Below are 25,995 nucleotides of genomic sequence, written 5' to 3'. Positions count from 1 at the left end.
GATCGCGATGACCGGCAAATCCCTTTCCGAACGTATCGGCGATCTCGGCCACCGCCTCGCGGTCGAGGCGCACGCCGCCTGGCTCGCCGCGCGCGACCCGCGCGTGCCCTGGCTCGCGCGCCTGCTGGCGATCGCGGTGGCGGCCTATGCGCTGTCGCCGATCGACCTGATCCCCGATTTCATTCCGGTCTTGGGTTGGCTCGACGATTTGCTGATCGTGCCGCTCGGCCTGTGGGTCGTGCGCCGCCTGATCCCCGATCCCCTATGGGCCGAACTTCACGCCGCCGCCGAAACCGCGAGCGAGCGCCCGTCGAGCCGCGCTGGAATGGCGTTCATCCTGCTGCTGTGGGCGGGGCTGCTCTATATAGTTTACTGGTCGGTGCGGACGTCGCCCTGGCATTAGTTGCCGGTTTTCTGACGGTCGGCTTCGGGGTGGATTCCAGTCATTCCCCTCCCTTTTTGGGAGGGGTTAGGGGTGGGTACGAGCGAAGCGAGCTGCAGTAGAACGCCGCCTTCGGCGGCCACCCACCCCCGGCCCCTCGCTAAAAGGGAGGGGAGAAGTATGTCCACAACCCGTCGTTAGCCGCCGTGCGTGCGGATCCATTTCTCGACCACCGGCGCAATTTCGTCGCGCCACTTGCGGCCGTTGAAAATCCCGTAATGGCCGACGCCCTTCACCATCAAATATTTCTTCTGGTCGGCGGGTAGCGCCTTGGCGATCGTCAGCGCGGCCTTGGTCTGGCCGATCCCCGAAATATCGTCGCGCTCGCCCTCGATCGCGAGGATCGCGATGTCCTCGATCGCGCCGACATCGACCGGCTGGCCGCGGTGCGTCATCTCGCCCTTGGGCAACAGGTGGCGCTGGAACACGACGTCGACCGTCTGCAGGTAGAATTCGGACGTCATGTCGCACACCGCGCGATATTCGTCATAGAATTCCTTGGTCTTGTCGGCGCTCTCGCCGTCGCCATCGACCAGATGCTTGAACATCTCCCAATGGCTCATCATGTGATTGCCAAGGTTCATCGACATGAAGCCCGCAAGCTGGAGGAAGCCCGGATAGACGCGGCGCCCGGCGCCCGGATAATAAGCGGGGACGGTCGCGATGACATTTTCCTGGAACCAGGCGTGCGGGCGCGTCATCGCATGCTCGTTCACCGCGGTCGGCGCCTTGCGCGTGTCGATCGGCCCGCCCATCATCGTCAGCGTCTTCGGCCGGCACTTATGCTTGTTCGCGGCCATGATCGCCGCCGCCGCAAGGCTCGGCACCGATGGCTGGCACACCGCGAGCACATGCGCGCCGGGGCCGATATGTTCGAGCCACGAGATCAGATAATCGACATAGTCGTCGAGGTCGAACTTGCCGGCTTCGAGCGGCACGTTGCGTGCGTCGCGCCAGTCGGTGATCCACAGGTCATGGCCGGGCAGCATCCGCTCGACCGTGCCGCGCAGCAGCGTCGCATAATGACCCGACATCGGCGCGACGATCAGCAGCTTCGGCGCGTCTTTCGACCCCTTATGCTTGAAATGCTTGAGCTGGCCAAAGGGTTTGCGCGCCTCGACCACCTCGGTCACGCGCGTCGTTTCGCCATCCACTTGGGTCTCGTATAGTTCGAATCCCGGCTTGCCGCGCGGCGCCGAGGCGTGCGCGAATACTTCGAGCGCCGATGCAAACATCGGGCTGCCGCTGAAATAGCCGAGCGGATTCGCGGGATGCTGCATCACTTGTGCGCCCGCGGTCGCCAGCGCGCTCGCGCCTGCGAGCCAGTTTTTCTGCATGTCAAAGGCGTGGTACAGCATATTCGATTCTTCCTTGCGTGACCCCGGCGGCACTCTCCGGCGCCTGCTCATTGGTTAGCAGTCTAGGGGCTGATCCTCATTGTGCAATGCATCAAAATCGTTGCGAGGCGTGCCGAAGTCGAATATTCTGCGCGGAACGGCGCATGATGCGCCGATGGAGTGAATATGTCTGAGATTGCGGGCAACCGCTAACATCCCGGCGTAATCGGGATGTGCGCAGCGTGCGGACCAGCGGGTCCGCGCGCCCTTGTTGCTTGAAAATCCCGGATAATCCCATGAATATTTCGAAAGCGGAGCAGCGTATGCTCCATGTGCTGGCGCAGGGCGGCATGATCCGCCATCGGCGCGGCGAAAACGGCCATATCGTCGAAGCCTTGTGCTTCACCCGCGATGGCCACGTCCTCGCCGATACCGGCCTGCCCTTGTTCAACCGCCTGCGGCGGCGCGGTTTCATCGGTTCGCAGAATGGCGCGCCGTATCGCATCACGCAGGCGGGTCTCCGCGCGGTACGCGCGCAGCTCGACAACCGCTGACAATCGGGCGTTGACGATCGGAGCGCGGTGCACGCCGCCGCGCTCCCTTTTCGGAGCGACCATATCGTCCCGCTTCAAAGCGCTTGAAGCCATGTGTCATTCTGCGGCGTTGAGCGGCATCGGCGGGGCTGCTAGGGCCGTCGTCCATGGCGACCACATCCGACAAATCCGACACGCCCCGCCGCAAGCTCGGCAGCCTGCGCATGATCTGGCACTATGCCAGTCGCTATCCGCTGCAACTGGTCATTGCTGCGGTCGCGCTCGGCGTCGCCGCGCTCGCGACGCTCGCGATCCCCTATCAATTCAAGGAAATGATCGACAGCGGCTTCGTCGCCGGCGGCGGCGACGTGAGCCCCCATTTCCGCTTCTTCTATCTCATCGTCATCGTCCTCGCGGTCGCCACCGCGCTGCGCTTCTATTTCGTCAGCTGGCTGGGTGAGCGCACCGTCGCCGACATCCGCCAGGCGGTGCAGCGCAACCTGCTGCGCCTCGCCCCGGGTTTCTTCGAGGAAAACCGCCCGTCGGAAATCGCCTCGCGCATGACATCGGACACCTCGGTCATCGAACAGACGGTCGGCACCACCGTCTCGGTCGCACTGCGCAACACCGTGATGGGTATCGGCGGCATCGCCTATCTCTTCACCCTATCGCCCAAGCTCACCGGCGGCATCCTGCTCGGTATTCCGGTGATCATCATGCCGATCGTGCTGCTCGGCCGAAAGCTCCAGAATGTCTCGCGGTCGAGCCAGGACCGCGTCGCCGACATCGGCGCGACCACCGCCGAGCAATTGGGCGCGATGAAGATCGTCCAGGCATTCGGGCAGGAAGCGCGCGAGGCTGATCGCTTCACGACCGCGGTCGAGGCGAATTTCGCAACCGCCAAGCGCCGCATCCGGCTGCGCGCGACGATGACCGCGATCGTCATCGGCCTGCTCTTTGGCGCGATCACGACCTTGCTCTGGTACGGCGCGGCGGGCGTCGCCGCGGGCACGATCACCGGCGGCACGATCGCCGCCTTCGTGCTGACCGGCGGGCTCGTCGCGGGCGCGTTCGGCGCCCTTACCGAAGTTTATGGCGACCTGCTTCGCGCCGCCGGAGCGGCCGAGCGGCTCAGCGAATTGCTCAATGCCGAGGCGAGCATCGCGCCGCCCGCAAAACCGCGCCCCTTCCCCGCACCGCCCGTCGGTACGCTCGAATTCGATCATGTCGAATTCCACTATCCGACCCGCCCCGACGCCCCCGCGCTCCATGATTTCAGCCTTGCGATCCGCCCGCGCGAGACCGTCGCGATCGTCGGCCCCTCGGGCGCCGGCAAGTCGACGCTCTTCCAGCTCGCCGAGCGCTTCTATGACCCGCAGGGTGGGCAGATCCGCCTCGACGGCGTCGCGCTCACCGAAGCCGACCCCGCCGACATCCGCGCGCGTATCGCGATGGTGCCGCAGGAAACGGTGATCTTCGCCGCCTCGGCGCGCGACAATCTTCGCTACGGCAATTGGGACGCGACCGACGAAGAACTCTGGGACGCCGCACGCGCCGCCAATGCCGAGGAATTCCTGCGCAAGCTGCCTGAGGGGCTCGACACTTTCATGGGCGAAGGCGGCGCGCGGCTGTCGGGCGGCCAGCGCCAGCGCGTCGCGATCGCGCGCGCGCTGCTTCGCCGCGCCCCGCTGCTGCTCCTCGACGAAGCGACCTCGGCGCTCGACGCCGAATCCGAAAAGCTCGTGCAGGACGCGCTCGAGACGCTGATGCACGACCGCACGACGATCGTCATCGCGCACCGTCTCGCGACCGTCCGCGCCGCCGACCGCATCGTCGTCATGGACGACGGCCGCATCGTCGAAGAGGGCAAGCACGACGAGCTCGTCGCCGCCGACGGCCTCTACGCCCGCCTCGCGCGGCTCCAGTTCCAGGACAATCTCGCCGCCGCCTGACCCAAGTTCGATCGATCGAAGGAAATGACGATGCTCTACGACCTGACCGTACCCGCCTGGCAAAATGGCCTGAGAGCGCTGTCGGGCGAGCTTTCGCGGGCGCGCGTATGGGGTGAGGAAAACGGCATCGGCGAATTGCAGTTCGCGGTCGCGCGCCTCGCGCGCGACATGTTCCCGCTCGCCTCGCAGGTTCGCTTTACTTGCGTCCAAGCGCTCCAGCCGCTGGTCCGCCTCGCCGACGCCGAAGTCCCCGAATTCGCCGAAGACGCGGTCGATTTCGCCGGGATGCAGGAACAGATCGCGGCAACACTCGCGGTTCTCGACGCGGTCGATCCCGCCGCGCTCGGCTCCGACCTCGACCGGGCGGTCAGCTTCCCGCTGCCCAACGGCATGATCTTCGACATGCGCGCCTTCGACTATGTCCGCGACTGGGCGCAACCGCAGTTCGCTTTCCACCGCACCGCGGCCTATGCGGTCCTACGCCATATGGGCGTCCCGCTCGGCAAGGCGGACTATGTCAGCTATATGATGCGCTATCTCCGGCCCGGAACGGCCCCCGCCGCCTGAGACGACGGGAAGCCGCCAGGGATCAGATCAAACCGGCGTAATTGTGGATGCCGGGAAAGCCAAGCTTCGACCCGCCATTACGCCGGATCGCCCCGATCGCCTCATCGACGCGCAAGTAGCGCGCCCGCGCCTCGGGTTCGAGCAGGATCGCCGCCGGTTCCGACTGATCGGCCGCCTTTTTGACCAGCATCCCCAACTGCGCCAGATCGACCGCCTCGTTGTTCCAGCGGATCACGTCGGCGGTATCGATCGTCACGCGATTCTCGTCGAGTATCTTCGCAAGTGGCGGCGCCTCACCGGGCAGCGTGACATCGACGCTGTGCGTCGGCGGGGGGATGGTGATGATGAACATCACCAGCATCACCAGCATCACGTCGATCAGCGGCGTGGTGTTGATATCGGGATCGCCATTGGGGTCGGCGCGAAAAATGCTGCGATGGAATCTGCTGCGTGTGCGCATCGTCTCTCTCCCGCTGGGGAGACGCACCGCGCTTGACGGGCACCACCCCCTCATCGAGGACCCAAGACCATCCTGCGCCCCAGAGTGATGGTATATCATAATACGCGCCGAGCAAGCAGAAACTGGAAAATGAGCAGCGGACAATTACTGCCGCACAAAGCACGCATAAAGAAAGGGCGGCACCTTTCGGCACCGCCCTTCTTTTTCGTTCCGTCCCAGTCGGGAGCGGAAACCGGTCTTACATGCCCGAGTTCGGACCGTAAGTGATTTCCACGCGACGGTTCTGGTCGTTGCGGACGCCATCGGCGGTTGCAACGGCCGGGCGGCTTTCGCCGAAGCCCTGCGCGCTGATCGAGCCATCCGAGATACCGCGAGCGGTGAGATAGCTGCGAACCGCGGTGTTGCGACGTTCCGACAGGCCGACGTTGTACTTGGCCGAACCCGAACGGTCAGCGTGACCGGCGAGCATGACCTGCGTACCCGTGCAACCACGGTTGTAGGCGCTGATCGCGTTGTCGAGCGTCGAAGCCGCTTCCGGCGTGATGTCCGACTTATCCCAGTCGAAGTACACGATATACGGTCCCGGTGCGCATTCCACGACCGGCGGCGGCGGCGGAGGCGGCGGGGGCGGCGGGGGCGGCGGGGGCGGCGGCGGCGGTGCCACCACCGGCTCCGGTGCGCCACCGAAGTTGAACGTCAGCGTGCCGAGGATCGAGTGCGAACGGAAGCGCGTCGAAACGTCGCGACCGCGCTGGTCGACCAGATCGATCTTGTCGGCGTTGAAGAAGCGATACTTCAGGCCAACGTCGATGCTGTCGGTCAGCGGAGCGCGGACACCCGCGATCGCCTGCCAGGCAAAGCCCGTGTCCGAATCGTCGAGGAAGTTACCGGCAAAGACCGGCTCGACCGAAACGCGCGCGACACCGGCACCACCGCCGACAAAGCCCTGAAGGCCGTCGTCGTCGCCGAAGTCGAGCATGCCGTTGACCATGAAGCTCAGCGCGTTCGTATCGCCAGCGAGGTCAAACGAACCGGTAGCGAGCGCGCCAGCGCCGTTAACCGACTGCGGAATGCCCGGGGTCGCGAAGCGGCCCGACTTGATGTCAGCTTCACGGAAGCCGACTTCGACTTCCGCGCGGAAACCGCCGAAGTCATAACCGACGGTGCCTTCGACGTCATAGCCAGCGCGATGGTCGAGCGAACCGGCATTGTTGAAAGTGCCAATGTCGAGATCCAGGTCTTCGACGAGCATTGCGCCAGCACCAACACCAACATACCAGGAGTTGTCGCGCGCCAGGACGGGCGACGCCAGGGTGGTGGAGGCCAACGCCACAGCGACGGCAAGCTTCCTCATAGTAATTCCCCTTTCAAATTGAGATATACGTCTCGGCAGACGTCCTACTCGCCGCTTTGGTTCCGTGCAAGTGAACAAATCGTCAATCTGTTGCCAAAAAGTCGCACTTCTTATGTCAAAGAACCGAAAATCAGCCTGAGATCAGAAGACCCTGCGCGGCGAGGTGAAGAATCAGTGTGGAGATCGCGTTACGCGCTTCGGAATCGATTATCGACCCGCCCGAAGGCGCCCCCACCGTCGCCGGCGCGGCCCATGCGCCGCCCACGAAGCGAAGCTGCGCGCCGTCGGTCAGCCGCGTCGCCCGCATCCCCTCACGCGGCGGCGCAAATCGCCATCCGCCCCCGGTCTGGATCGCGATCGCATTTGCCTGCCCCGCCCAGGGACCCGTCGGCGCCGCACCGACGATCCAGCATTGCCCCTCGACAGGTCCCGCGGGCGGCGCGGCGAGCGGTCCGGCCTCGACGGCCGCGTGGACCAACGCGTCGAGCAGCGTCAAAGCTTCGTTGTGCGTTACCTCTTTCTGCGCCTGCGCTACGCCAAGTAACGGTAACGCGAAGCGCGGCGTGGATGGCATGACGGTCATGGTTTTATCCTTTTATGTCAATGGTAAAGACAGGGGCGAGGACAGTGCGAAATCCCCCGCCTGCCGGATCTCGATCGTGCAACCGGGCGGCAGCACCGCCAGCTCGGCGGCACCAATATCCAGCGTCGGCGATGCGCTTTCCCACGGCCCGATTCCCGGAACGGGCGGCGACAGCGCAATGCGCCACGCCTCATGACTTTCGCCAAGTGGCTGGTCGACATGGTCGCGCCACTCCGCGTCGGCGCGGCTGCGCCGAACCCAACCGATCGTCACGCCGCCCGCACCGTCGGCCCGGACCTGCCCGTGTACCGGCGTCAGCGGCCGCAGCGCCCGGCCGGTCGCCGGCACATCAACGTCGGCCAGCGTCGTCCCGCCCCGCGGAGCCCATTCGAGGGTCGCCGCGCCGCCCTCCGCCGGTCCCGCAAGCGCCTCGGGCAGTGTCAACAGCGCCGGATCGTCAAGCAGGACAAAGGACGCCCCGGCCGAATGCGTCATTTCCCTCTCGGTGCCGGCCCGCCCGCGCAGCAATCGCGACAGGCGCCAGCGCCCGGATCCGACAACTTCGGCAATGCCGAATTGCAGCAATTCGCCATCGACCATCGCCCGGTTCGCGCCGCCCAGCAACGCCGCGTCGCTTACCGATTCCAACGTCATCGCCGGATTGACCAGCTGAACCTCGACGCTGTTCAAAAGGTCGAACAGGCAATCGCTTCCCGCGGCCAGCGGCAGGGCAAGCTGGCCCAGCGCGGCCGCCGGACGCACCGCGCCGACCGGGATCGGTTCGGCACCGGCCGACGCGACGAGCCAGCAATCGGCGCCGCGCCAGCCATCGTTACTGCCGGCACCGGCGACCAATAATCGCGGCGCCGACGCCGCCGGACTGCCCATATTGGGAAGGTCGAACAGGCGGACCGTGCCGATGGCATCAGGCCAATCGGGCGCACGGACCGGAACGCCGGGTTCTGCGGGAAGATCGGCCGCGGGAAGCGGCGCGTGGCGCCTGAGTTCGAGCAAGATGTCGCTCCCGCGAACCGTCCTTCCCGCCAGCCGCCAGCGGCTCCCGTCGGCCAGTGCAATGACATGCCCGACGGTCAACGCCAGCGCCGCAAGATCGGCCCGCCACACCAGCGTTTCGCGCCCGTCGGCCGCGGCGGCGGCAAGCCGCTGCGCCAGCGCCCGCGCCGAGGGCGCCGGCAGCACCGCGGGCAAATCGATCCGTTCCTCGCGGACGCCGCCGCCGGCAACCTGGCTCGTCTGCTGGCCGAGCTGATAATCGCGTTCGGGTTCATAATGCCGCAGCCGGATCGTCCCCGGCAGCGATGACAGCGGCGCGCGACGATGCTGGGTCCGGTCGCCCGGCGCATCGCCCCGCCTCGCCTCGCGGAAATCGGCCAGCGCCAGCGGTTCCCCGGCCGCAGCCGTCGGCGCCAGCCGCCATCCGTCCGGCCCGCTGAGCAGCCGCACGCCGTCCGCCTCGAACAGCGGCGCGAGCGCGTCGCGCAACCGGTCTCCCGATGCGGCATAGCCCGTAAAAGGCCATTCGCCGTCGCAGCGCGCGGTTTCACCGAACAGGCTGTTACCGACCATCCCGGCGTCGATGCCCGCGGCGTCGGCCTCCACCTCGAATGTCAGCGACGGAATCCGGTTGCCGAACGTGCCGAGCTCAAGCTCTTCGAACACCGCATAGGCGCACCCCCGAAACGCACTCACCGACGCGATGCCCAGCGCCGATGCGATCAGCGGATCGACCGCCTGGTCCTCGCTGCCGTTATGCCAGCGAAAGATGCACCGCTCCTGGAACGTCCCGCTCGACCCGCGCAGCAGATTTCCGTCGGCCCATATCCGTCCGATCCTGCGGATCGGCCGCGACGACAGCGCGACCGCCAGCGACACGGCATAGCTATATTCGGTCGTCGACGGCCGCCCCTTGCCCCCGCCGCGCTTGTTCCGCCGTTCGATCAGGTCGGTGGCCCAGATCACACTCCCTGCGACGCGCATCGTCCCGAACAGCTGCGGGATCTGCTGGCCATAGGTCGACGCCTGAATCTTCAGATCGGCAAGCCGCGGCCCTTCGCGCCCCTTGGGTTTGAAAATCTGTGCGTCGATCTGCTGGCCCACCGCAGCCCCGATCGCGGCCCCCACCGGACCCCCGACAATCCCACCGACCACCGTCAGCACCAACGTTGCCATCAATCTGCTCCCGAAAAGAATATTCCTCACCTCCCGCTTGCGGGAGGGGCAGCGAGACTAGGCAGCTCGCTGCCTAGTCGCAGCGGGGAGGGCATTGCTCCAGCCGCCAGCACGCGACGCCATCCAGTCCAGAGATTGGCGTCTCGACCACCCGCCGCAGCCCGGCATGTGCATGCACCAGCCGATCCAGCCCCATCAGGCCGAGATGAAACTGCCCCGCCGGATAGGCGATCAGCATCACATCGCCACCGCGCCCATCCCCAACGACCGGAACGAAGCCCGCGTGAACCAATCCCGCTTCGACCCGAGCCCGCGCCCAGCCCCGCAGCGGGTAACCGACCGGCCGCGCCAACCGCCGCCCCGCCGCCGCATAGGCCGCCCACACCAGCCCCACGCAATCGAGCCCCGTCGCCGGATCATAGCCCTGCGGCCGGAACCTCACCCCGACCATCGTCCGCGCCGCCGCAAAGGCGCGCGGTCCCAGCTCATCCACCGGGATAACGCGTCAGCAGGTCATTACCCGGCAGGTGCGCCTCGCCGCGGAAATTGACAGCGTTGCCAAACCGATCCCGGCACGTCGCAAGCTGCTTGTCGCATCCTTCAGTGAGCCGTACGCGCACCGGTCCCGCGACCGCGAAAGACGGCGCTTCGGCCAGATGCAGCACTGCCGCCTCGACCGCGATCACCGGACTGGCCAATCCGCAATTGGCGCCCTCCATCCACATGAGCTCGCCGAACGCCATTCCGGGCGCCGCTGCATCGAGCGTCACCATGCGCCCATCGACAGCAACGACCCGCCTCGCGTGCGTCAGCGGCGCCAGATCGACCCGGCACGCCCGGTCGCCCAGCATGGCGCGGCACGATGGCGAGGTCGCCGGGCACACCGGTCGGTCGAGCAGCCGTGTCACCCCCTGCAACTCCGCTGCAAAGGCCGGCCCGCGCCTCTCGATCGCCCCCAGCGATCCACGCGCCACTGTGACCGGCGCGACGTCGGTCGCGCGCCAGTCGGTGACGAACAGCTCCAGCTCCGCGCCGTCCCACCGCCCGGCGTCGAGGTCGCGCGCCGCGAGCGCGTCGCTCGTGACCGCGCCCTCAAGGTCCATCGTCGCGACATCAAGGCTGTCGCTCGTCTCCAGCGCCGAAGGCTTCATCCCCGGCGCCGCACGGTACAATATTCCGCCGACCATCAGGTCATGGTCGTGCGAGGTCAGCCCGATCACAACCCCGTCGCGCCGCGCCAGCCGCCAGCACCACGCCAGTGTCACCAGCTCTTCGCGCAGCCAGCCCGGCGCTTCCATCATCACCACGGCGCGCGCACCTCGACCAGCGGAACGCTCGCCATCTCGCCCGCGAGGAAGGTCGCGCGACTGACCTCCAGCCGATCTTCGGCAAAGCGCACCGGCACGTCGAACAGATACCCCGCGCGCACCGCGACCCCGACCGCTGGCGCGACATCGAGCAAAATCTCGCCCTCGTCCGTCACCAGAAATGCCGCCGTCTCCAGCCCGTCGACCGACACGCGCACGCTGCCCTCGACCGGCATCCGAACGCTGCGCACCTGCTCAGCATCACCGGCACCATAGCGCTTCACCAAAGCAAACTGCCGCCGCGCACCATCGCCGACGCCAAGCATCTGATCGACCGCGGTCGGCAACCCGCCATCCGCCGCCGAGCTGCTATCGAAGGGATCGCGAAAGCGGAACGCTCGCGCCGCCCCGCGCCGCGCGCGAAAAAAGTCGGCGAGCGCCCGCACATCGGCCTCGGACCGGATTCCTGGCCCCGCGTCATAGCGCATCCGCGCCTCGGCCCATTCGGTCGCCCGCTGCTCGTGCCCCGACGGCGAACTCACGATCTGCGTCGAAAATTCGGTCGCGACCATCGCCTCGCGCCCGATCGCGAGCGGAAAATCCACCGCATCGAAAGCCTGCACCGCATCCTCCCCGTCAAATGTCACAAAGCCGTCGCGCGCCACCTGCGGCAGCGCCCAGATGAAGGTCCGCGCGACCCCCGCGCGCCGCGCGCCATCGGCCGCATCGGCGATCGCCGCCCACTGCGCACGATCCTCGCCCGCGAGCACGAAGCCCGAAAAATAATGCTGTTCTGCAACCGGATAGCCGAGCCGCACCACTATCGCCGCCCGCGCACCCGCGGTCTCCGCCCCGCGCCCGCCGGTCACCCAGTCATAGTCCTCGAGCTGCAGCACATCGAACGCCGGCGTCGCCCACCCCAGCGGCACATTCGCGCGCCGCACCGCCGGCGCTGCCGGGTCGAGCACCGTCGGCAGGTAAACGAGCAAATGGCTCACCAGCCCCGCCGCCCCCGCCTCGTCGCGCGCCGCCGCAACCAAAGCCGCAGTCGACCCCGCCAGCAACACCCCCAGCGCATCGAGCATCGCCAATTGCGCCGCCCCCAGCGGCCCGCGCACGTCGGCAATCGGAATGCTCGCCGCACCCAAAGCCGTCACCGTCGCCGCATCATAAGCGCAAATCCGCCCGCCGCTCGCGATCCACCACCAAGGCTCGCCGACCTGGAATTTCAGCGGCAAGCCAGCGGCCGCGCCGATCGCCACAAACGCCCGCGCGACCAGCTGCAAATATCCCATCGCCGCTGCATTCGCCGGCGACAGCAGGGTCGACGGCGGCTCCCACCCGGTCAGCGCGGGCGACCCGTCGCTCGCCCGCTGCTTCCACACGTCCCAGCAATAGGCGTCGAACAGCTCGTAGGAGAGCGACCATATCACCCCCAGCCCCGCATTCGCACACGCCACCGCAAAACCCGCATGCCAAGCTGCGCAAGGCGCATTCAGCACGCCGCCCGCCACGCTCGCGGAAAAGCCGCCGCCCGCCGCCTCGAGCCGCATATAATGGCTCATCCCGACATAATGGACGACATCGCCGCGATAGCCCAATTGCATCATCTGCCGCACCAGCCGCGCCGGGGTCAGGTGATAGCTGTCGTCATAGCCGCTCGCGATCCCGAGCCCCCCTTTGGCCGGGTCCAATTCGGGCATCACCACATCGCCGATCGCCAGCACAGAACCCGATCCCGAAGCCGCAATGTCGCTCATCTCGGCCCAGCCCGCGGCCGGTGCCCCCAGCACGCCGTCGCCGCCGTCATAGGTCGGCGGCACCAGCGAAATAAACATCCGGTCGATGTCGCCCGCCCACACCGGATCGGCTTCGGCCGGCAGCAGAAAGCCACCGTCCAATGCGTCGAAATCGAGACTGACGACGGCATCCTCGGCCGTCCCCTCGGCATAGTTCCAGAGCCGCACATACCAGGCGCGCGGACTCCCCGCCGCATCGCGCCCCTCGATCGTCAAGGTCGGCCCGTGCAACGCGTCGAGCGGCTTCACCCCGCCCGACCGCCAGCGGAATCTGAGCTGCGTGTGCCGAAAATCACGGCGCGTCTCATAGGCGAGCAAAGGATGATCCCACCGGTCCTCGGCTTCCCAGATCAGCCCCGCCAGATCCTGCTTCCGATAAAAGACCGTCTCGACCCGCAGCGACCCCGGCACATCGCTCGTCACGCTCGCCATCATCGGCCGCGCGAAATCGACCGTCCAGAACCGCGGATCGAACCGCTTGAGCCAGCCCGTCCGATGATGCGGCTCGGCCGCCGCTACCAGCGCCCAGCCCATCAATCGTCGCCCGCTGCAACCGCACGCCGCACCGCGCGCGCCAGCTGCCGCCCCGTCTGCGCCAGCCGCTGCGGCTCGCTCCCCACTTCCCCGCGCACATTTACCGTGATCGCGAAATTGCGTACCCCACCGGCACCCGCGGCCTCGATCCGCCCGCTTGCGGTCGGCACGAACAACTCGGGCCCACGCTCGCCGACGCGATAGGCGCGCCCGGCGCTTACCGGCCCGCCGGTCGCCCGCCCCGGCGCCCCGAACAGCGCCATCGCGATCGAGGTGCCGAGCGAAAGCAAATTGCCGCTCCCGCCACCACCTGAGCCCCCGCCCGCCGCCGCGCCGATACCGTTCGAAATCGCCGCCCTTGCGATGTCCGCCATCACCGACAGCGCGAGCCGCTTCAGATCCTCGAACCCCATCTTGCCGCTGACGATCGCGCGCGACAGCGCCCGCTCGATCGCACGCCCCGCCTGATCGGCCTCGGCAACCAGCGGCCCGCCCAGCTCGGCGCGCAGCGCCGCAATGTCGCGCCGGAACGCGCCCGTGTCGGCGCGCACCGCGACCACCATCTCGTCGATCTCGTCACCCATCGGGAAACCTCTCCATCATCGCCGCCAGCGCCGCACCGTCGAGGGACGCCTCGGCATCCGCCTCGACCCAGCCCGCCAGCACCGCGCGCACATCGGCCGGCGTCGCGGTCCAGAACTCATCGGGCCGCCATCCCGCGACGCGCGCCATCACGCCCGCCAGCGTCACCGCTGCAGGCCCCAGCCGGTCGCCCGCCACCTCATCGTCCCTGCAAAATCTGCCCGAGCAGCACGCGCAGCGCCGGCGTCGCCGACGCCAGACCCTGCGCGATGACCGCCTCGCCGACCGCCTCGCGCGTCAGCGTCTCGGGCCGATCCTTCACGCAATGCCAGAACAGGCACGCAAGCTCGCCCAGCCCCAACCGCCCGTCCGCCGCGCGCTCAACCAGCGCGAACAGCGGCCCCAGCTCGCCCTCCGCTGCAACCAACGCAGCAAAACTCGGCCGCAGGACATGCACATGGTCGCCGACGCGCAATTCCGCTTCGCCGCGCAGCGCGTTGGCGGCGCTCACAGGCTCACCACCGCGCCGCTCGATTCCAGGTTCAGCGTGTAATTGCGCTCGCCATTATAATCGCCGGCATAGTCGAGCCGCGTGACGAGGAAGCGCCCACGCATCCGTTCGCCGCTTTCAAAGCTCAATTCATAATCGTCGATGACGCCCGAAAGCGCATGACCGCGCAGCCGCACCTCGGCGTCGGACCCGGTAAAAATGCCCGCCGCGCTCACCGAAACCGATCGCACCCCGGCGCCCGACAGCAGCTCGCGCCAGCCGCCCGAATCCTTCGTCGTGACATTCACCGCTTCGCCGTTGACCGACATCTGCGTGGTGCGCAGGCCCGCGACCGTCCGATAGGTCGGCGGCGCTTCGCCGTCGCCGATCTTGAGCAGAAAATCGCTCCCATTTTCAATCGCCATCGTCTAATCTCCTCTGGGAAAAAACACTGCTAACGGGGAGTCGCAGGATGCTTTTGATCACAACATTGATTTTGGCCGTCATGGTGCAGTCGCCCTCGGCGACGGTCGACACGACGCGCGCCGCTTTCACCAAATGCCTGCGCGCCGACATGAAGAAGGCGCTCGAGGCCAAGATGGAAGAGGCCGAGTATGAAATGCAGGTGAAATCGAACTGCGCGACCGAGCGCGACGCGTTCCGCAAGGCCGTGATCGCGCTGGGCCGGTCGGGCGGCGATTCCGAAAAGGTCGCGGGCGAAGACGCCGACATGCAGATCGACGATTACCACGCCAATTTCACCGACAAGTTCAAGGACTATAAGTCGACGAACACGATGCCCGGCGAGTAAACGAACCATCTGATCCTCCCTGTGGCGAAGCCATGGGGAGGGGGACCGCTCGCAAAGCGAGTGGTGGAGGGGCCGCGACGGTAGCGCCAATAGCCCCTCCGTCAGCGGCTAAAGCCACTGCCACCTCCCCATCGCTACGCGACAGGGAGGATTGGATGGCAATATCCGTCAGTTCCTACCGCAATCACCCCGCCAAACACCGACACCGCACGATCAGCTCGTGGCGCCAGCCGCCGTCGCGCGCAAAGGTAAAGCGCGTGCGGATCGTTCGCGCCCCGACCACCGACCAGGCACCGGCCGGGCCGCGCAGGGCCGTGACGACCGCCTCGACGCGCCCCGCGGCCTTGTCGTCGATCGCGCTGCCGACGCCGACCAATGTCAGCGTCAGGCGGATTTCGCGCCCCGCCCGGTCCTTGGTCCCCCAGTCGCCGCCTTCCGCCGTACCGACCGCTACATAGGGCGCGCTCACCCGCGGCGGCGTGCCGTCGAATATTCCGTGGACCATCGCCGCCAGCGCGTCATCGCGCGCCAACAGCTCGATCGCCCGCGCGCGCACCGCGCCCTCCGCGCTCATCATTGCCCGCCCCCCAGTGTCAGCCGCCGCCACGGCTGCCACAGCGCCGCGATCGCCGCCGGCGGGGCCGCGCCCGCGCCGTCACGCGCCTCATGCAGATGCTGCGTCATCCGGACGATACCCTGCCGGATCGCTTCGGGAATCCCGTTCGCGCCTTCGGCAATTCCCGCGCGATAGGCGACGCGCACCCGCGCCGCGCCGCGCGGGTCGCCCACTGTCACCCGCGCGGTCCCGTCGCGGCCGACCGTCGTCCGGTAATCGCCGTCGCCCAGCGCCGCCTCGTCGCCGCCGGGAAGCAACAAAGTCACGGCATCGATCCCGACCACCGGTCGTGCCCCGGGTTGGACCACCCCGTTTTTCAAGGGCAAAAGCTCCTCGACCGCGCGAATGACCAGCCACTGCCCGATAAAGGCCTCGCAGATATTGGTCGCCGCGCGGACAAGGCCCGCGACCATGGCATCGTCGATCGTCGCCCCCAGCCGCAACCAGCCGCGCGCTTCGTTCAGGCTCACCGGGGCATCGCCCGGCGTCAGACTTTCCGCCATCACCGTTCCTCCACCCGCACCGTCATCGATCGTTCGTCGATCTGGCCGTCGCTCATCGTCACCCGGTTGGTGACGCGATAGACATGGCCGGCGATCCCGCCCGCCAGCGTCGCGGTCGTCCGGGTCAGGTCGTGCGCGGCGGCGGCCACCGCCACGCCGCCATCCTCGTCCGGTACAACCAGCCATGCGCTCGCCAGCACCGCCTGCCCATCGGCATAGGCCGCACCCCAGTCGAACTCATAATCGATCCGTGATCCCGGATCCTTCACCATCATCGTCATGGCCGCTCCTTTCTGGTCAGGGCTTGCGAACCGCCAGGCGGCGGCGGGTTTCAGGCGCCACCGGGACTGCGGTCTGGGCTGCGGCGGGTTCGGGACCGCCCCATTCGCTGGGCAAATCGCGCCGCTGAGCGTCGCCGACGGCGCGCGACGCCAGCGCCGAACCGGCGATCACGACGCCGTCTCCAGCGCCGCCAGGCGCCGCTCCTGCGCCGCGATCAGGAACAGCGCCAGCTGGTCGGGGCGGATGCCGAAGCGGTCGTGCACCGCACCCGCCTCATCGGCCCACGCGTCCCAGCACAGAAAGGCATAGGGCGTGTCGCCCGGCCGTCCGGCGGGGTCCAGCGGTTCGATCAGGCCTTCGTCGGCCATGATCGTCCACACCGCCTGCGCGCGGACGCCAAAATGCAGGCGCGCGCCATCCGGCCGCTTTTTCGCGATCGCATCGTTCCACTGGAAAAAGCCCAGCTCGGCGGCGATGCGCGATGCGGCCTGCAGTTCCGCGCCGTTCGCCGGGCTCCGCCACGTCTTTTCGCGCATGTCCGATGTGTTGATGGCGCCGGTGGCGGAAAAGATGACCGACCATCGATTGAAACCGACGCCCAGCGACTGCGCATTGTCGCCGCCGGGCCGCACAAAGGTGCCGTCGACGACCAGCAATGTCGTGTCGGCCGTCGCATCATAGACGGAAAAGCAGGACTGGCTCGCATTGTGGATGCCCGACACCAGGTCATAAACCCGCCCGCCGGCGGCGCTGTTGCGGATACGCAGGCGCGCCACGATCTGGTCCGTGCCCGCGATCTCCAGCCGTGTCGCCGGATTGGCCGTGCCGATCCCGACCAGGCCGCCGCTCGCGATCCGCATCCGCTCCACCCCGCCGGCGGCAAGGCCGATGCTGTCGGGGGCGGGGCGGAACAGGCCGCAATCGCCGTCGTCGGCAAAACCGATCGCGGGGGCCGCCGCGGTGCCGTCCTGCGCCGCCAGCCCCCCGCTCAGCATGTGGCGCCCGCTCGCATTCCGATACGCCAGCGCCGTCAGCGGAATATTGACCCAGCCGCCGCCGCGCCGGACGGTCATCAGGTCGCCGTCGGCTCCCGTCGCCGCGCCGCCATGCGTCGTCGACAGCGGCTGCTTTGCCTCCAGCGCGCTCGCCAGCGTCGCGACATCGTCGCTCAGCCCCGCCGCGCCTGCATCGCTCGCGGCGAACCAGTCGGCGGCAACCGTCAGTGCGATCGTCTTGAGCCCCGCCGCGAAATCGACGCGCGCGCTACCGGCGGACGAGGCGACGACCGCATCGCGTTGCAACCGGCCGGAGCCATCGATCCGGCCCATCCCGACCTCCCATTGCTGGGGCTGCGCGATGCCCGCGACGGCATAATGAAATGGCGTGCCCGGCGGCACCGCATCGACGAAGCGGCGATGCCCGGGGACCGCGCCGGTCGGCGTCAGCGGTCCGCTGCCGCCGTCCTGGCACGTCTCGCGCACCAGGTCGGCGAAAAATTGGGTCGGCATGGCGGGGCCATCCTTCTCTTGATGTCATGAGGAAATTGGCGCCCGGTCCGCCCCGAAAGGGATAGGGCCGGCCGGGCGCCCATCGCGCGCCAGCAGATCAGCTGGCGGCGAACTTCATCAGCTTGATGGCCTGCGAATCGATGACCGCGCCGCCGATCCGCTTAGTTGCATAGAAATGCACGAAGGGTTTGTTGCTGAACGGATCGCGCAGGATGCGCGTGTCGCCGCGGTCGGCGACCAGATACCCCGCGCGAAAATTGCCGAACGCGATCGACAGGCTGTTCGCTCCGACATCGGGCATATCCTCGGCCTCGACGACCGGATAACCCAGCAACGTCGCCGCCTGCCCCTCGACCATCCCCGGCTGCCAGATGAAGGCGCCGTCGCTGGTCTTGAACTTGCGGATGCGGCTCAGCGTATCCGAATTCATCACCCAGCTCGCGCCCTGACGATAGGGCGCCTTCAGTGAATGGACCAGCTCGACCAGCTTGTCCTGCGGGTTCGACGCCGGAAACGCGCCCGCCGTCCCCGTCGCCAGATGCTGGAGCGTCCCGAACGCCCGCACGCTGTCGATCTCGTTCGTCGTCGTATAAGTCAGGAACCCCTTCGGCCGGTTCGTCCCGTTACCGTTCACGAATGCGCTGCCCTCGGCGACCGCAAACTCGCGGCCGAGCTGCTCGGCCAGCCAGTCCTCGACGTTGAACATCGCATCGTCGAGCATCGCCTGGCTTGCCGCCGGATTGGCGTAGAGCTCGCCCGACGGCGGCGCGATTTCGGCAAAGCTGCGCGTCGCGGTCTCGGGCCGCGCCGCGGTCTCGCCGACCCAGCCCGCACCCATCGATCCCGTCGCGATCAGCTTGCGATAGCCGCTCGTCCCTGTCTGCACGACCGTCGCGATCGACCGGATCGGCGACAGCGTCTTCAGCGTCGCCGCGATGCTGCCGTCGATCTCGCGCGGCACCGCATAACCGCCGTCACCGCCCGACGCCCCCGACAGGCTCTTCATCTCGACCCCGGCATCGATCCCGCGGCGCAGGTAGCGCTCGACAAAGGCGTCACGCGCCGGATCGGCCGCCTTCGCCCCGTCAAGCGGCAGCCGCGACGCCGCCACCGTCTGCGCATCGACCTGTGCCTTCAGCGCCGCGACCGACGCCTTCAGCTCATCGACCGCCTCGGCCGCCAGCACCGCATCGAACGCCCCCTCGAGCGCATCCGCCTTCACTTCCATCTCCATATCCATGCCCGTCACTCCTTCATCGAAAATAGACTCCCTCCCCCTCGACGGGGGAGGGTTGCGCAGCCTTGGCAGCTTGCTGTCTAGGCGAAGCTGGGAGAGGGTGAGGCGACCTCGCGCTCACCGCCCACATCCACTGCAATCACTCGCGCGAGCGGCTGCATCGGCGCCGCCACCAAACTCACTTCCGCGAGGTCGAGCCCCAGCAATTCGCGTGGGCCGTTCCCGCGCGAAGCCGTCACCCGATATCCAAAGGACAATCCCGTCAGCGCCCCGCGCGCGACCAGCGCCGCCGCCGTCGGATGCGTCACCCGCGCGACGACGCGCAGCCCGCGCGCGTCCTCCGCCAATGTCTCGATCACGCCGATCACCGCCCCCGGCCGATGCTGCCAAAGCAAGGGCACCGCGCGCCGCTCGCGCAAACTTGCCGCAAAAGCCCCCGCCCGCACCACATCGCCCCCGCGATCGACCCGATCGAACACCGAAGCATAACCCGCGAACCACAAGTCCCCCTCCCGCTTGCGGGAGGGGCTAGGGGAGGGCATGTCAGCAACCGCCCTCACCGCAGCAACCCCGGCAGCCCCAGCTTCATCGCCAGCCCGACGACCAGCAGCGCCAGCCCGCACCGCACCGCCCAGTCGACCGCGGCCTTCCACGCGCTCGTCTTCGCATCGCGCCACGCACCGAGCAGCTGCCGCAGATCGACCATGTCGTCGCGCGCCGCCTCGTCGGCGAGCCCCAGCCGCGCCAGCGCCCGCCGCGCCCCCAGCTCGCTCGCCTCCTCGACCACCGCGCGCAGCAAAGCCGCATCGGGCGCGCTCGTCCCCGCCAGCGCGATCAGCCGCGCCAGCGCTTCCTCTTCATCCATTTGTGTAACTCCTTCGTCATCCCGGACTTGATCCGGGATCCACAGCAGCGCCGAAGTCATGGACCCCGGATCAAGTCCGGGGTGACGAGGGCGGCTAACCCACCCCCAGCAGCGCCTTCTTCTCATCCGCGCTCAGCCAGTCCGCCGCCGACACCTCGCGCCACAGCGCCATCCGGTCCTCGGCCAGCGCCGGCACCTTGTCCAAATCGACGCGCAGCTCGGCGCTCGCGAACCAGCCCGACAATCCCTGCGAAACCGCCCCCAATATCTTCGCGCACAGCGGCAGCACGGTCAGCCGCCACAGCGCGCGATTGGCTTCGCGATAATTGGCATAGGTCGCATCCCCCGGCAGCCCGAGCAGCATCGGCGGCACCCCGAACGCCATCGCAATTTCGCGCGCGCTGCTGTCTTTCAGCGCCAGGAAATCCATCTCCGCCGGCGAGAGCGACAGCGCCTGCCACCTGAGGCCGCCCTCGAGCAGCAACGGCCGCCCCGCATTCGCCCCGCCCGCGAAACTCTCGGCCAGCTCCTCGCGGAGCCGGTCGACCTGCTCCGCCGACAAAGGCATCCCCTTGTCGCCCGGATCATGCACCAGCGCCCCCGAAGGCCGCGCCGCATTGTCGAGCAACGCCGCATTCCATTTCGCCGCCGCATTATGCGCCGCGATCGCCCCCGAAGCCGCCCCCAGACACCCCGCGCCATAATGATCGTCGAGCGGGTGCAGCGCCTTCACATGCACCACCTGGGGCCGCCCCCCGCCATCCTCGGCGGGCAGCACAACCCCCGATCCGCCGGCTTTATACCGATAGGCCACCGGCCACCCGCGCGCGTCGGCCTCGACCGTCACCCGCTCGGGCCGCAGCGCAAACAGCTCCGCCGGCGCCCCCGCGCCATCGGTCAAAATCTGCACATAGCCATTGCCATGCAACAGCAACTGCGACGCGAGGGTCTCAACGAGCCCCTGCCCGCCCGACGTCGCCGCGACGAGTGCCCCCAGCGCCGGATCGCTCGCCACCACCGGCGCGCTGCCGGCGGCCTCGGCCACCAACCGCACCGCCCGCTGCACGATCGCATTGGACAAATAGCCCTCGCGCACCTGCGCTTCCCAGCTGAGCGGCGCGGGTGCACTCCACGTCCCATACACACGCGACAAAGCGGGCCGCGCAGGATGCTGCGCGGCCTTGCGGCCAAACCAGTTCATGATGATCTCCTGCATGTTCCCCAGCGAACGCCGGGGCTCAGAGCGTCAAAGCGCCGTCTTCTTCTCTCCGTTCGGGTCGAGCGAAGTCGAGACACCCCGAAGGCAAACGCCAAGTCGATGGGCATCACTCCGCTCGATGCGAACGGATGGGTTATTCACACACAATTCACGGCCCACGAGACCAATGGCTGGAAATGGCCCGTCTTCATGGTTGGCTATTTGTTCCTGCTCGCTTATGAATCGCCTTGGCAGCCGTCCTATCGGCTTTCTGACCGGAACCGTGTCTCTGATTGGGCGCGGAGGCATCGGGCCTTCCGGAGCGTGGGCTCTTCCCCGCAATCAGAAAGCAGGCAGCTTATGCAGCGCGTTTTTGTGCGTGCTTATAGGCGCTGGCGGTTCGGCCGAGTGGAGCTGGTAAGAGCTCACACTCGGCGCTGGCCTTGCCAGTATGCGTTCGACTTCTAGCACGGAGTGAACGGTAGGGCGGCTGCCAACCCTACGGAATAAATTCCGTGTTGGTGGAATCGCATACCGCCGTACCCGTTGCAAGATGCTTATGGGATATTTCCCATGCCAAAGGTTTTCAAACCCGCCGCACCCCCGGCACCCGTCCTTTTCGTAGCCCCTCCAGCAAAGCCGCCAGCGCCCACACGCACGCATCCACCCGATCGGGCGACCGCCCCGGCCCTGCATAACCGCCACCCACCTGCAATCCGCAAAGCTGGTCCTCCAGCGCCGTAAACACCCCCGCATGCACCACCTGCCCGCGCTCATACGCCAGCGCCACCGGCTCCGCCCTTCGCGCCTTGCCGACGCTCGCATGCACCGGCACCACCGGCAGCGTCAGGTCGGCCTGGCGCAGCGTCCCCTCGACCATTTCACCGCCCATATTGCTCTCGGCGACGACCCGCTCGGCACCCCAGCGCGCCGCCGCGCCCGCCACCGCCTGCGCCCACACGGCGGGCGGCGGGTTCTCGACGCTCGCATCCTCGACCACCGCCAGCCGTCCGTCGCGCAGCAGCGCCGCCACCACGATCCCGCACGCATCGCCGTGCGCCGTCGCCGGCGGATCGACGCCGATCACGACACGCACCGGCTTGCCGATCGCATCGGAATCGACCCGGCACCGCTCGATCAGCACCCGCGTCCACAGTGCGCCCTCGACATCCTCGAGCATCTCGCCGTCAAGCTCCTGCCGCCCCAGCCGCGTCCCGCCGTAACTCGCAACCATCGCCTCGACGAAATTCGACGGAAGATAGGCATTGTCGTTCGTCCCGCCGCGCGTTTCCTCAAACCCCGGCAGCGCCATGATCCGGCGCATCAGCGATGTCGGCCGCGGCGTCGTCGTGATCGGTACGCGCGGGGCATCTCCCAACCGCAGCCCCATGACCAGATTGTCCCACGCCGCCTCCCCATGCGGCCATTTTGCCAGCTCGTCGCACCAGGCGACATGATGCTCGGGGCCGCGTAGATTCTCCGCTGCCGCCGCCGAATAGAGCGTCGCCACCGCACCGCTGCTGAAATGCAACTCGCGCAACCCCTCGCGCCAGCGCGGCTCCTCGTCGCTGCGCGCAACCGCGAGCAGCCCGCTCGGCCCCTCGATCATCACCCGCCGCCCGTCGGCATCGTTCGCCGCAACCAGCGCGATCCGCGCCTCGGGCAGCATCCGCGCCCATTCGCTGATCCATTCGGCACCCGCGCGCGTCTTTCCGAACCCGCGCCCCGCGCGGATCATCCAGATACGCCAGTCGCCCGGCGGTTCGCACTGTCCCGCCTGCGCCCAGCCCTGCCAGCGTTCGATCAATTCGCGCCTGTATTTCAGCGGAAGGTCGCGCATCAATCGCCGTAACTGGCCCGGCGTCAGCGTACCCAATAGCTCGAGAATGTCGCCAACGATGTCGCGTGTCGCGTGCGCCATCGCTACAGCTTGTCCCAGCCGCGCTGGCGGCGCAGAATCGCAACCCGCTTAAGAACCTCTTCGTCGGTTTCTTCCGAGGTCGGCATGCGCCCCTTGCCCGGTCGATTGGTCTTGAACCGCCCGCTTCGCACACTGCCCTCATGCCGTCCGAGCAAGCGGAGCGCCTGATCCATCGTCATCGGTTCCACAAGCGGCCGATTCGTGGCCTCGCTCGCCGCCGGCCGCGGGCCTTCGACCGCGGCCAGCGCGGCCTGCACCAGCCCCATCTCCAGCCTCTGATATCCGTCGTCGAGCGCACGCTGCCACGCCCCGGCAAATGCAGCGTCGCGTTGGCGAATCTTGTAAACTGTCGACAATGCCACCCCGGCGCGCTCGGCCGACAGCGAGACGTTGCACGTCTCGCTCAGCGACAGGATGAACTCGTCGCGGCTGCGCTGCGAAATCTCGCGGCGCGACCGCTTCGCCTTGACCAGCAATCGACCCTTTCCGCCCATCAGCACCAGATCCATCGTTGCCACCTCCAAAAGCAACCGGGCCGGAACGCCCCTCCGCATCGAAAAGGGGGCACCGGCCCGACTCGCAATTCTTCATGATGTGACACTTGTGGCGTTTATGTAGTTTGCAAACCCATGGTTCAGCCGATGAGATAACGAACGGCGGAAATCAGCCCCGCAACGAACGATCCGGCGACGATTGCGGTCGCAAGCCAATATTCGACCGCTCTACCGCGATCTTTCCAATTTGGTTCGTGGTTCATCCGGCGGGCATGACAGGCCGGGATTTTGTAGGAAAGCAAAAAGGCCGCGCTAGTGGACAGCGCGGCCTTCCGGCATTTTCATGCAGCCCCCTTGGCGAGCCCGGTCGCGGCGGAGTCGCCAAAGTTGCAGCGATCATATCCAAAATGGCTGCATCGTCAATTAACCTGACGGATAGTGCTGGTCATTTCGGGACAGCGCCAGAATGGAATAAATATGGACTCGACTCCCCTTGGCCGCTCGATAACTTCTCGCCTCTCCTGAGGAGGGGAGCAACATGACAAGTAAAGCCGGACGATCAAGTGAACACGATATTGCTTATGCGGCGATGAAATATCTTGCGTCGCTGCCCATGGGTACGGCGACCACTGCCACAGTCAAAAAGCATATCCCGAATTTCATCAAACTGACTCCCGGCGATAACGAGCCGTCAGATACCCGGCCAAACGAGGAAGTTTGGCGGCAGGTTGTGGGAAACATCGTCAGCCACCGACTTGAGTCGCCGGAGAATTTTATCAATCGGGGACTGATCGATTACACTGGCGGAAAATGGAGCCTAACGGCAGCGGGGCGTGCGTTTCTCGCCAAGCACGGCGTTTAACCGTAGAGGGCTTTATATCCCGGCTTTAGCCATTTGAGTTCCGTGCCGCCGCTCGCCTCTTTGTCCCAGACAAACCATGCGTATGCGGTGGTCCCGGTTCCCTTTTGCACGGCGCCAGCGGGATAGAAGGTAATACGCTCGCTAAATACCCAGACGCGCGATGGGGGCGCGTCGGTAAATATCGTCCGCTGGCGATTTGCGCCCTCCAGGAACGCGAGCCGCAAGAGCATCGCGAACTTTGCGCTGGAACGATCGACGCCCGCTCTCACGAAACCCTCCGCCGCATTGTACGGCGGATTGGTCACAATGTTTGGCGCGCGGCGCCAGCTATCCAGAAAGTCGTGATCGGCCTCTCCATAGCCACGATCATGGAGATCCGAGCTGATAACCTTGTTACCGGTTGTTTCGAGCACGCGCGACATGGCGCCGTCGCCGCAAGCCGGCTCCCAGATATCGCCGCGGAAATCCTCGTTGTCGATTAGGGCATGCGTTGCCCAAGCTGGGGTTGGGAAGAAGTCGGGGCCGTCAAGGTCGGCAAACCGCTTCATCGTCGGCTTATACCCGCCGTTGAGGTGATAGGTCGCATCCATAGAGAAAATATAACAGAATCAGAGGCTTATGCAAGTGCGGCTAAGTGACTCGAAAGATTCGACAATCAGGTTTTAGAGGGTTTTTCTACCGGCTTATGCTTCACCAGCTTCCCTAGGCGCTCGTCGAAGCGCTTGGGATCGTCGTCGGTTTCGAGGTCGCGCGCGGCTTCCTTGAACTTGTTGAGTTGTGACCGCTTTGGTTCATCGGACATTTGCAGATTCCTAACGATTCTGCTACATAACAGAATGAGCCGGGAGGCAAATGCCCCCCGGCCAGTTTGTGGTTGGTATCCCTGTGTTCAGGGCGTGCTCCCCAACGGGGCTGCGAGGTTGGCAGGGGTTGTGACCTGTTTCCCCCGGAGATAGCTCCGCTAGTCAGTTAGGTGGTGGCCGCATGGCTATCACCCCCTCTCTGGCTAGAGTTCGGTTCGGGATCGAGAGGAAGGTCGTAACTTTCACTTGATCCCAACCAGCCTTCCGGGAGGTCAACGTTGGTCAACCACCAATAGAAATTTCCGTCCCGCTTGATGCTGTAGAAACGATCGTCCTTCGAAAGCGTCGAGCGGAAGCTGACGAGAGGCTTCTCGCCTCCCACATTAGCCCCAAGTTCGATAGCCTGTGTCATCAAGGGCGTGACCGGCAACGGTCCGTTGCTACGCAACGCTTGTTCCGCTGCGTCCGCTTGCGACATCCGGGGGATCGCCTCCCCTCCACCTGCATACGCTGCGGGCCGCACAGAGAATGCAGGGGTAAAGATTGCGGAGGTAATCGCGGCAGGTATTCGCGCGCCTTGGTTTTCAAAAAGGCGCTTTCCTCCAGCCGCCTCTACGGCGTCATCTAGCGCTCGAACTGTTGCCAAGGCAGGGGAAGCCATGACCTCCTGCCATGCCTCAGCGCGCAACTTTTCGATTTTATCCAACATGCTCATGGGGGCACCCCTAACGATTCGTTGTGCCACCAATAGCAGGTTTGGGTGGA

31 protein-coding genes are annotated in these 25,995 nt (G+C 66.6%); 6 read left to right on the top strand and 25 right to left on the bottom strand.

Features of this window, described 5'->3' with window-relative positions:
- The first annotated feature begins 7 nt into the window (after positions 1-7).
- Positions 8-403 (top strand): YkvA family protein, encoded by a 396-nt coding sequence (locus tag J2X38_RS03325; protein ID WP_082639994.1) that lies wholly within the window; start codon positions 8-10, stop codon positions 401-403.
- A 176-nt stretch (positions 404-579) separates the two neighbouring features.
- On the opposite strand, the gene J2X38_RS03320 is transcribed toward J2X38_RS03325, so the two are convergent.
- On the bottom strand, positions 580-1,800 hold the full coding sequence (locus J2X38_RS03320) for a polyhydroxyalkanoate depolymerase (RefSeq protein ID WP_310251323.1): 1,221 nt from the start codon (positions 1,798-1,800) through the stop codon (positions 580-582).
- 275 nt (positions 1,801-2,075) lie between these two features.
- On the opposite strand from J2X38_RS03320, the gene J2X38_RS03315 reads away from it, so the two are divergent.
- From J2X38_RS03315 to J2X38_RS03305, 3 genes are all read left to right on the top strand, one after another.
- The gene (locus J2X38_RS03315) at positions 2,076-2,333 is read left to right on the top strand and encodes a YjhX family toxin (protein WP_310251321.1); all 258 of its coding nucleotides are present in this window, start codon (positions 2,076-2,078) and stop codon (positions 2,331-2,333) included.
- A 146-nt stretch (positions 2,334-2,479) separates the two neighbouring features.
- Positions 2,480-4,264: an ABC transporter transmembrane domain-containing protein gene (locus tag J2X38_RS03310; protein ID WP_310251319.1), complete on the top strand. Its 1,785-nt coding sequence runs from the start codon at positions 2,480-2,482 to the stop codon at positions 4,262-4,264.
- Positions 4,265-4,294: 30 nt separating this feature from the next.
- The gene (locus J2X38_RS03305) at positions 4,295-4,831 is read left to right on the top strand and encodes a DUF1993 domain-containing protein (RefSeq protein ID WP_310251317.1); all 537 of its coding nucleotides are present in this window, start codon (positions 4,295-4,297) and stop codon (positions 4,829-4,831) included.
- 22 nt (positions 4,832-4,853) lie between these two features.
- Here the strand turns inward: J2X38_RS03305 and J2X38_RS03300 are convergent, their stop codons facing one another.
- The 11 genes from J2X38_RS03300 to J2X38_RS03250 form a co-directional block, all read right to left on the bottom strand.
- Positions 4,854-5,291, bottom strand: a complete 438-nt coding sequence (locus J2X38_RS03300; RefSeq protein WP_056372381.1) for a biopolymer transporter ExbD — start codon at positions 5,289-5,291, stop codon at positions 4,854-4,856.
- A 238-nt stretch (positions 5,292-5,529) separates the two neighbouring features.
- On the bottom strand, positions 5,530-6,645 hold the full coding sequence (locus J2X38_RS03295) for an OmpA family protein (RefSeq protein ID WP_310251314.1): 1,116 nt from the start codon (positions 6,643-6,645) through the stop codon (positions 5,530-5,532).
- Between the two features lie 130 nt (positions 6,646-6,775).
- A complete protein-coding gene (locus tag J2X38_RS03290; protein WP_310251312.1) occupies positions 6,776-7,228 on the bottom strand; it encodes a DUF2793 domain-containing protein in 453 nt (150 codons plus the stop codon).
- Positions 7,229-7,240: 12 nt separating this feature from the next.
- Complete coding sequence (locus J2X38_RS03285) at positions 7,241-9,418, bottom strand: phage tail protein (RefSeq protein ID WP_310251310.1); 2,178 nt, start codon at positions 9,416-9,418, stop codon at positions 7,241-7,243.
- 73 nt (positions 9,419-9,491) lie between these two features.
- Positions 9,492-9,911, bottom strand: coding sequence for a peptidoglycan endopeptidase (locus tag J2X38_RS03280; protein WP_310251308.1), 420 nt, complete (start codon positions 9,909-9,911; stop codon positions 9,492-9,494).
- Positions 9,904-10,719, bottom strand: coding sequence for a DUF2163 domain-containing protein (locus J2X38_RS03275; RefSeq protein ID WP_310252675.1), 816 nt, complete (start codon positions 10,717-10,719; stop codon positions 9,904-9,906). Before J2X38_RS03275 ends, J2X38_RS03280 begins: the two co-directional genes overlap by 8 nt.
- The gene (locus J2X38_RS03270; protein ID WP_310251306.1) at positions 10,719-13,058 is read right to left on the bottom strand and encodes a DUF2460 domain-containing protein; all 2,340 of its coding nucleotides are present in this window, start codon (positions 13,056-13,058) and stop codon (positions 10,719-10,721) included. Before J2X38_RS03270 ends, J2X38_RS03275 begins: the two co-directional genes overlap by 1 nt.
- Positions 13,058-13,642 (bottom strand): tail tape measure protein, encoded by a 585-nt coding sequence (locus J2X38_RS03265; RefSeq protein ID WP_310251304.1) that lies wholly within the window; start codon positions 13,640-13,642, stop codon positions 13,058-13,060. Before J2X38_RS03265 ends, J2X38_RS03270 begins: the two co-directional genes overlap by 1 nt.
- The gene (locus J2X38_RS03260; RefSeq protein WP_310251303.1) at positions 13,635-13,838 is read right to left on the bottom strand and encodes a phage tail assembly chaperone; all 204 of its coding nucleotides are present in this window, start codon (positions 13,836-13,838) and stop codon (positions 13,635-13,637) included. Before J2X38_RS03260 ends, J2X38_RS03265 begins: the two co-directional genes overlap by 8 nt.
- Position 13,839: 1 nt before the next feature.
- Complete coding sequence (locus J2X38_RS03255; RefSeq protein WP_310251301.1) at positions 13,840-14,151, bottom strand: gene transfer agent family protein; 312 nt, start codon at positions 14,149-14,151, stop codon at positions 13,840-13,842.
- Positions 14,148-14,555: a phage major tail protein, TP901-1 family gene (locus J2X38_RS03250; RefSeq protein WP_310251299.1), complete on the bottom strand. Its 408-nt coding sequence runs from the start codon at positions 14,553-14,555 to the stop codon at positions 14,148-14,150. The genes J2X38_RS03255 and J2X38_RS03250 overlap by 4 nt, the downstream gene beginning before the upstream one ends.
- 47 nt (positions 14,556-14,602) lie before the next feature.
- Here J2X38_RS03250 and J2X38_RS03245 point away from each other — a divergent pair, with 47 nt between their 5' ends.
- A complete protein-coding gene (locus J2X38_RS03245; protein WP_310251297.1) occupies positions 14,603-14,941 on the top strand; it encodes a hypothetical protein in 339 nt (112 codons plus the stop codon).
- 184 nt (positions 14,942-15,125) lie between these two features.
- Here the strand turns inward: J2X38_RS03245 and J2X38_RS03240 are convergent, their stop codons facing one another.
- The 10 genes from J2X38_RS03240 to J2X38_RS03195 all read right to left on the bottom strand — a co-directional run bounded on the left by J2X38_RS03240 (position 15,126) and on the right by J2X38_RS03195 (position 23,580).
- Complete coding sequence (locus J2X38_RS03240) at positions 15,126-15,518, bottom strand: DUF3168 domain-containing protein (RefSeq protein ID WP_310251295.1); 393 nt, start codon at positions 15,516-15,518, stop codon at positions 15,126-15,128.
- Positions 15,515-16,060, bottom strand: coding sequence for a hypothetical protein (locus J2X38_RS03235; protein WP_310251293.1), 546 nt, complete (start codon positions 16,058-16,060; stop codon positions 15,515-15,517). The genes J2X38_RS03240 and J2X38_RS03235 overlap by 4 nt, the downstream gene beginning before the upstream one ends.
- A complete protein-coding gene (locus J2X38_RS03230) occupies positions 16,060-16,341 on the bottom strand; it encodes a hypothetical protein (protein ID WP_310251291.1) in 282 nt (93 codons plus the stop codon). The genes J2X38_RS03235 and J2X38_RS03230 overlap by 1 nt, the downstream gene beginning before the upstream one ends.
- Before the next feature lie 168 nt (positions 16,342-16,509).
- Complete coding sequence (locus J2X38_RS03225; protein ID WP_310251289.1) at positions 16,510-17,850, bottom strand: tail fiber domain-containing protein; 1,341 nt, start codon at positions 17,848-17,850, stop codon at positions 16,510-16,512.
- Positions 17,851-17,947: 97 nt separating this feature from the next.
- A complete protein-coding gene (locus J2X38_RS03220; protein ID WP_310251287.1) occupies positions 17,948-19,090 on the bottom strand; it encodes a phage major capsid protein in 1,143 nt (380 codons plus the stop codon).
- Between the two features lie 77 nt (positions 19,091-19,167).
- Entirely contained in the window at positions 19,168-19,629 is a 462-nt protein-coding gene (locus J2X38_RS03215; protein WP_310251286.1) for an HK97 family phage prohead protease, read from the bottom strand.
- Positions 19,630-19,643: 14 nt separating this feature from the next.
- Positions 19,644-19,952 carry a DUF6127 family protein gene (locus J2X38_RS03210; protein ID WP_310251284.1) on the bottom strand — a complete coding sequence of 103 codons (309 nt, stop codon included), beginning with the start codon at positions 19,950-19,952 and terminating at the stop codon, positions 19,644-19,646.
- Positions 19,953-20,046: 94 nt separating this feature from the next.
- The gene (locus tag J2X38_RS03205) at positions 20,047-21,153 is read right to left on the bottom strand and encodes a phage portal protein (RefSeq protein WP_310251282.1); all 1,107 of its coding nucleotides are present in this window, start codon (positions 21,151-21,153) and stop codon (positions 20,047-20,049) included.
- A 583-nt stretch (positions 21,154-21,736) separates the two neighbouring features.
- On the bottom strand, positions 21,737-23,071 hold the full coding sequence (locus J2X38_RS03200) for a terminase large subunit domain-containing protein (RefSeq protein ID WP_310251280.1): 1,335 nt from the start codon (positions 23,069-23,071) through the stop codon (positions 21,737-21,739).
- Positions 23,072-23,073: 2 nt separating this feature from the next.
- Positions 23,074-23,580 (bottom strand): hypothetical protein, encoded by a 507-nt coding sequence (locus J2X38_RS03195; protein ID WP_310251278.1) that lies wholly within the window; start codon positions 23,578-23,580, stop codon positions 23,074-23,076.
- Positions 23,581-24,103: 523 nt separating this feature from the next.
- On the opposite strand from J2X38_RS03195, the gene J2X38_RS03190 reads away from it, so the two are divergent.
- Positions 24,104-24,427 (top strand): hypothetical protein, encoded by a 324-nt coding sequence (locus J2X38_RS03190; protein ID WP_310251276.1) that lies wholly within the window; start codon positions 24,104-24,106, stop codon positions 24,425-24,427.
- On the opposite strand, the gene J2X38_RS03185 is transcribed toward J2X38_RS03190, so the two are convergent.
- The 3 genes from J2X38_RS03185 to J2X38_RS03175 all read right to left on the bottom strand — a co-directional run bounded on the left by J2X38_RS03185 (position 24,424) and on the right by J2X38_RS03175 (position 25,945).
- Positions 24,424-25,017, bottom strand: coding sequence for a hypothetical protein (locus J2X38_RS03185; protein ID WP_310251274.1), 594 nt, complete (start codon positions 25,015-25,017; stop codon positions 24,424-24,426). The genes J2X38_RS03190 and J2X38_RS03185 overlap by 4 nt on opposite strands.
- A 65-nt stretch (positions 25,018-25,082) precedes the next feature.
- The gene (locus tag J2X38_RS03180; RefSeq protein ID WP_310251272.1) at positions 25,083-25,229 is read right to left on the bottom strand and encodes a hypothetical protein; all 147 of its coding nucleotides are present in this window, start codon (positions 25,227-25,229) and stop codon (positions 25,083-25,085) included.
- 167 nt (positions 25,230-25,396) lie between these two features.
- Entirely contained in the window at positions 25,397-25,945 is a 549-nt protein-coding gene (locus J2X38_RS03175) for a hypothetical protein (protein ID WP_310251270.1), read from the bottom strand.
- Between the last annotated feature and the right edge of the window lie 50 nt (positions 25,946-25,995).

The organism is Sphingopyxis sp. BE235, assembly GCF_031457175.1.
Taxonomy (GTDB): Bacteria; Pseudomonadota; Alphaproteobacteria; order Sphingomonadales; family Sphingomonadaceae; genus Sphingopyxis.
This window is presented reverse-complemented; position numbering and strand designations above follow the sequence as displayed.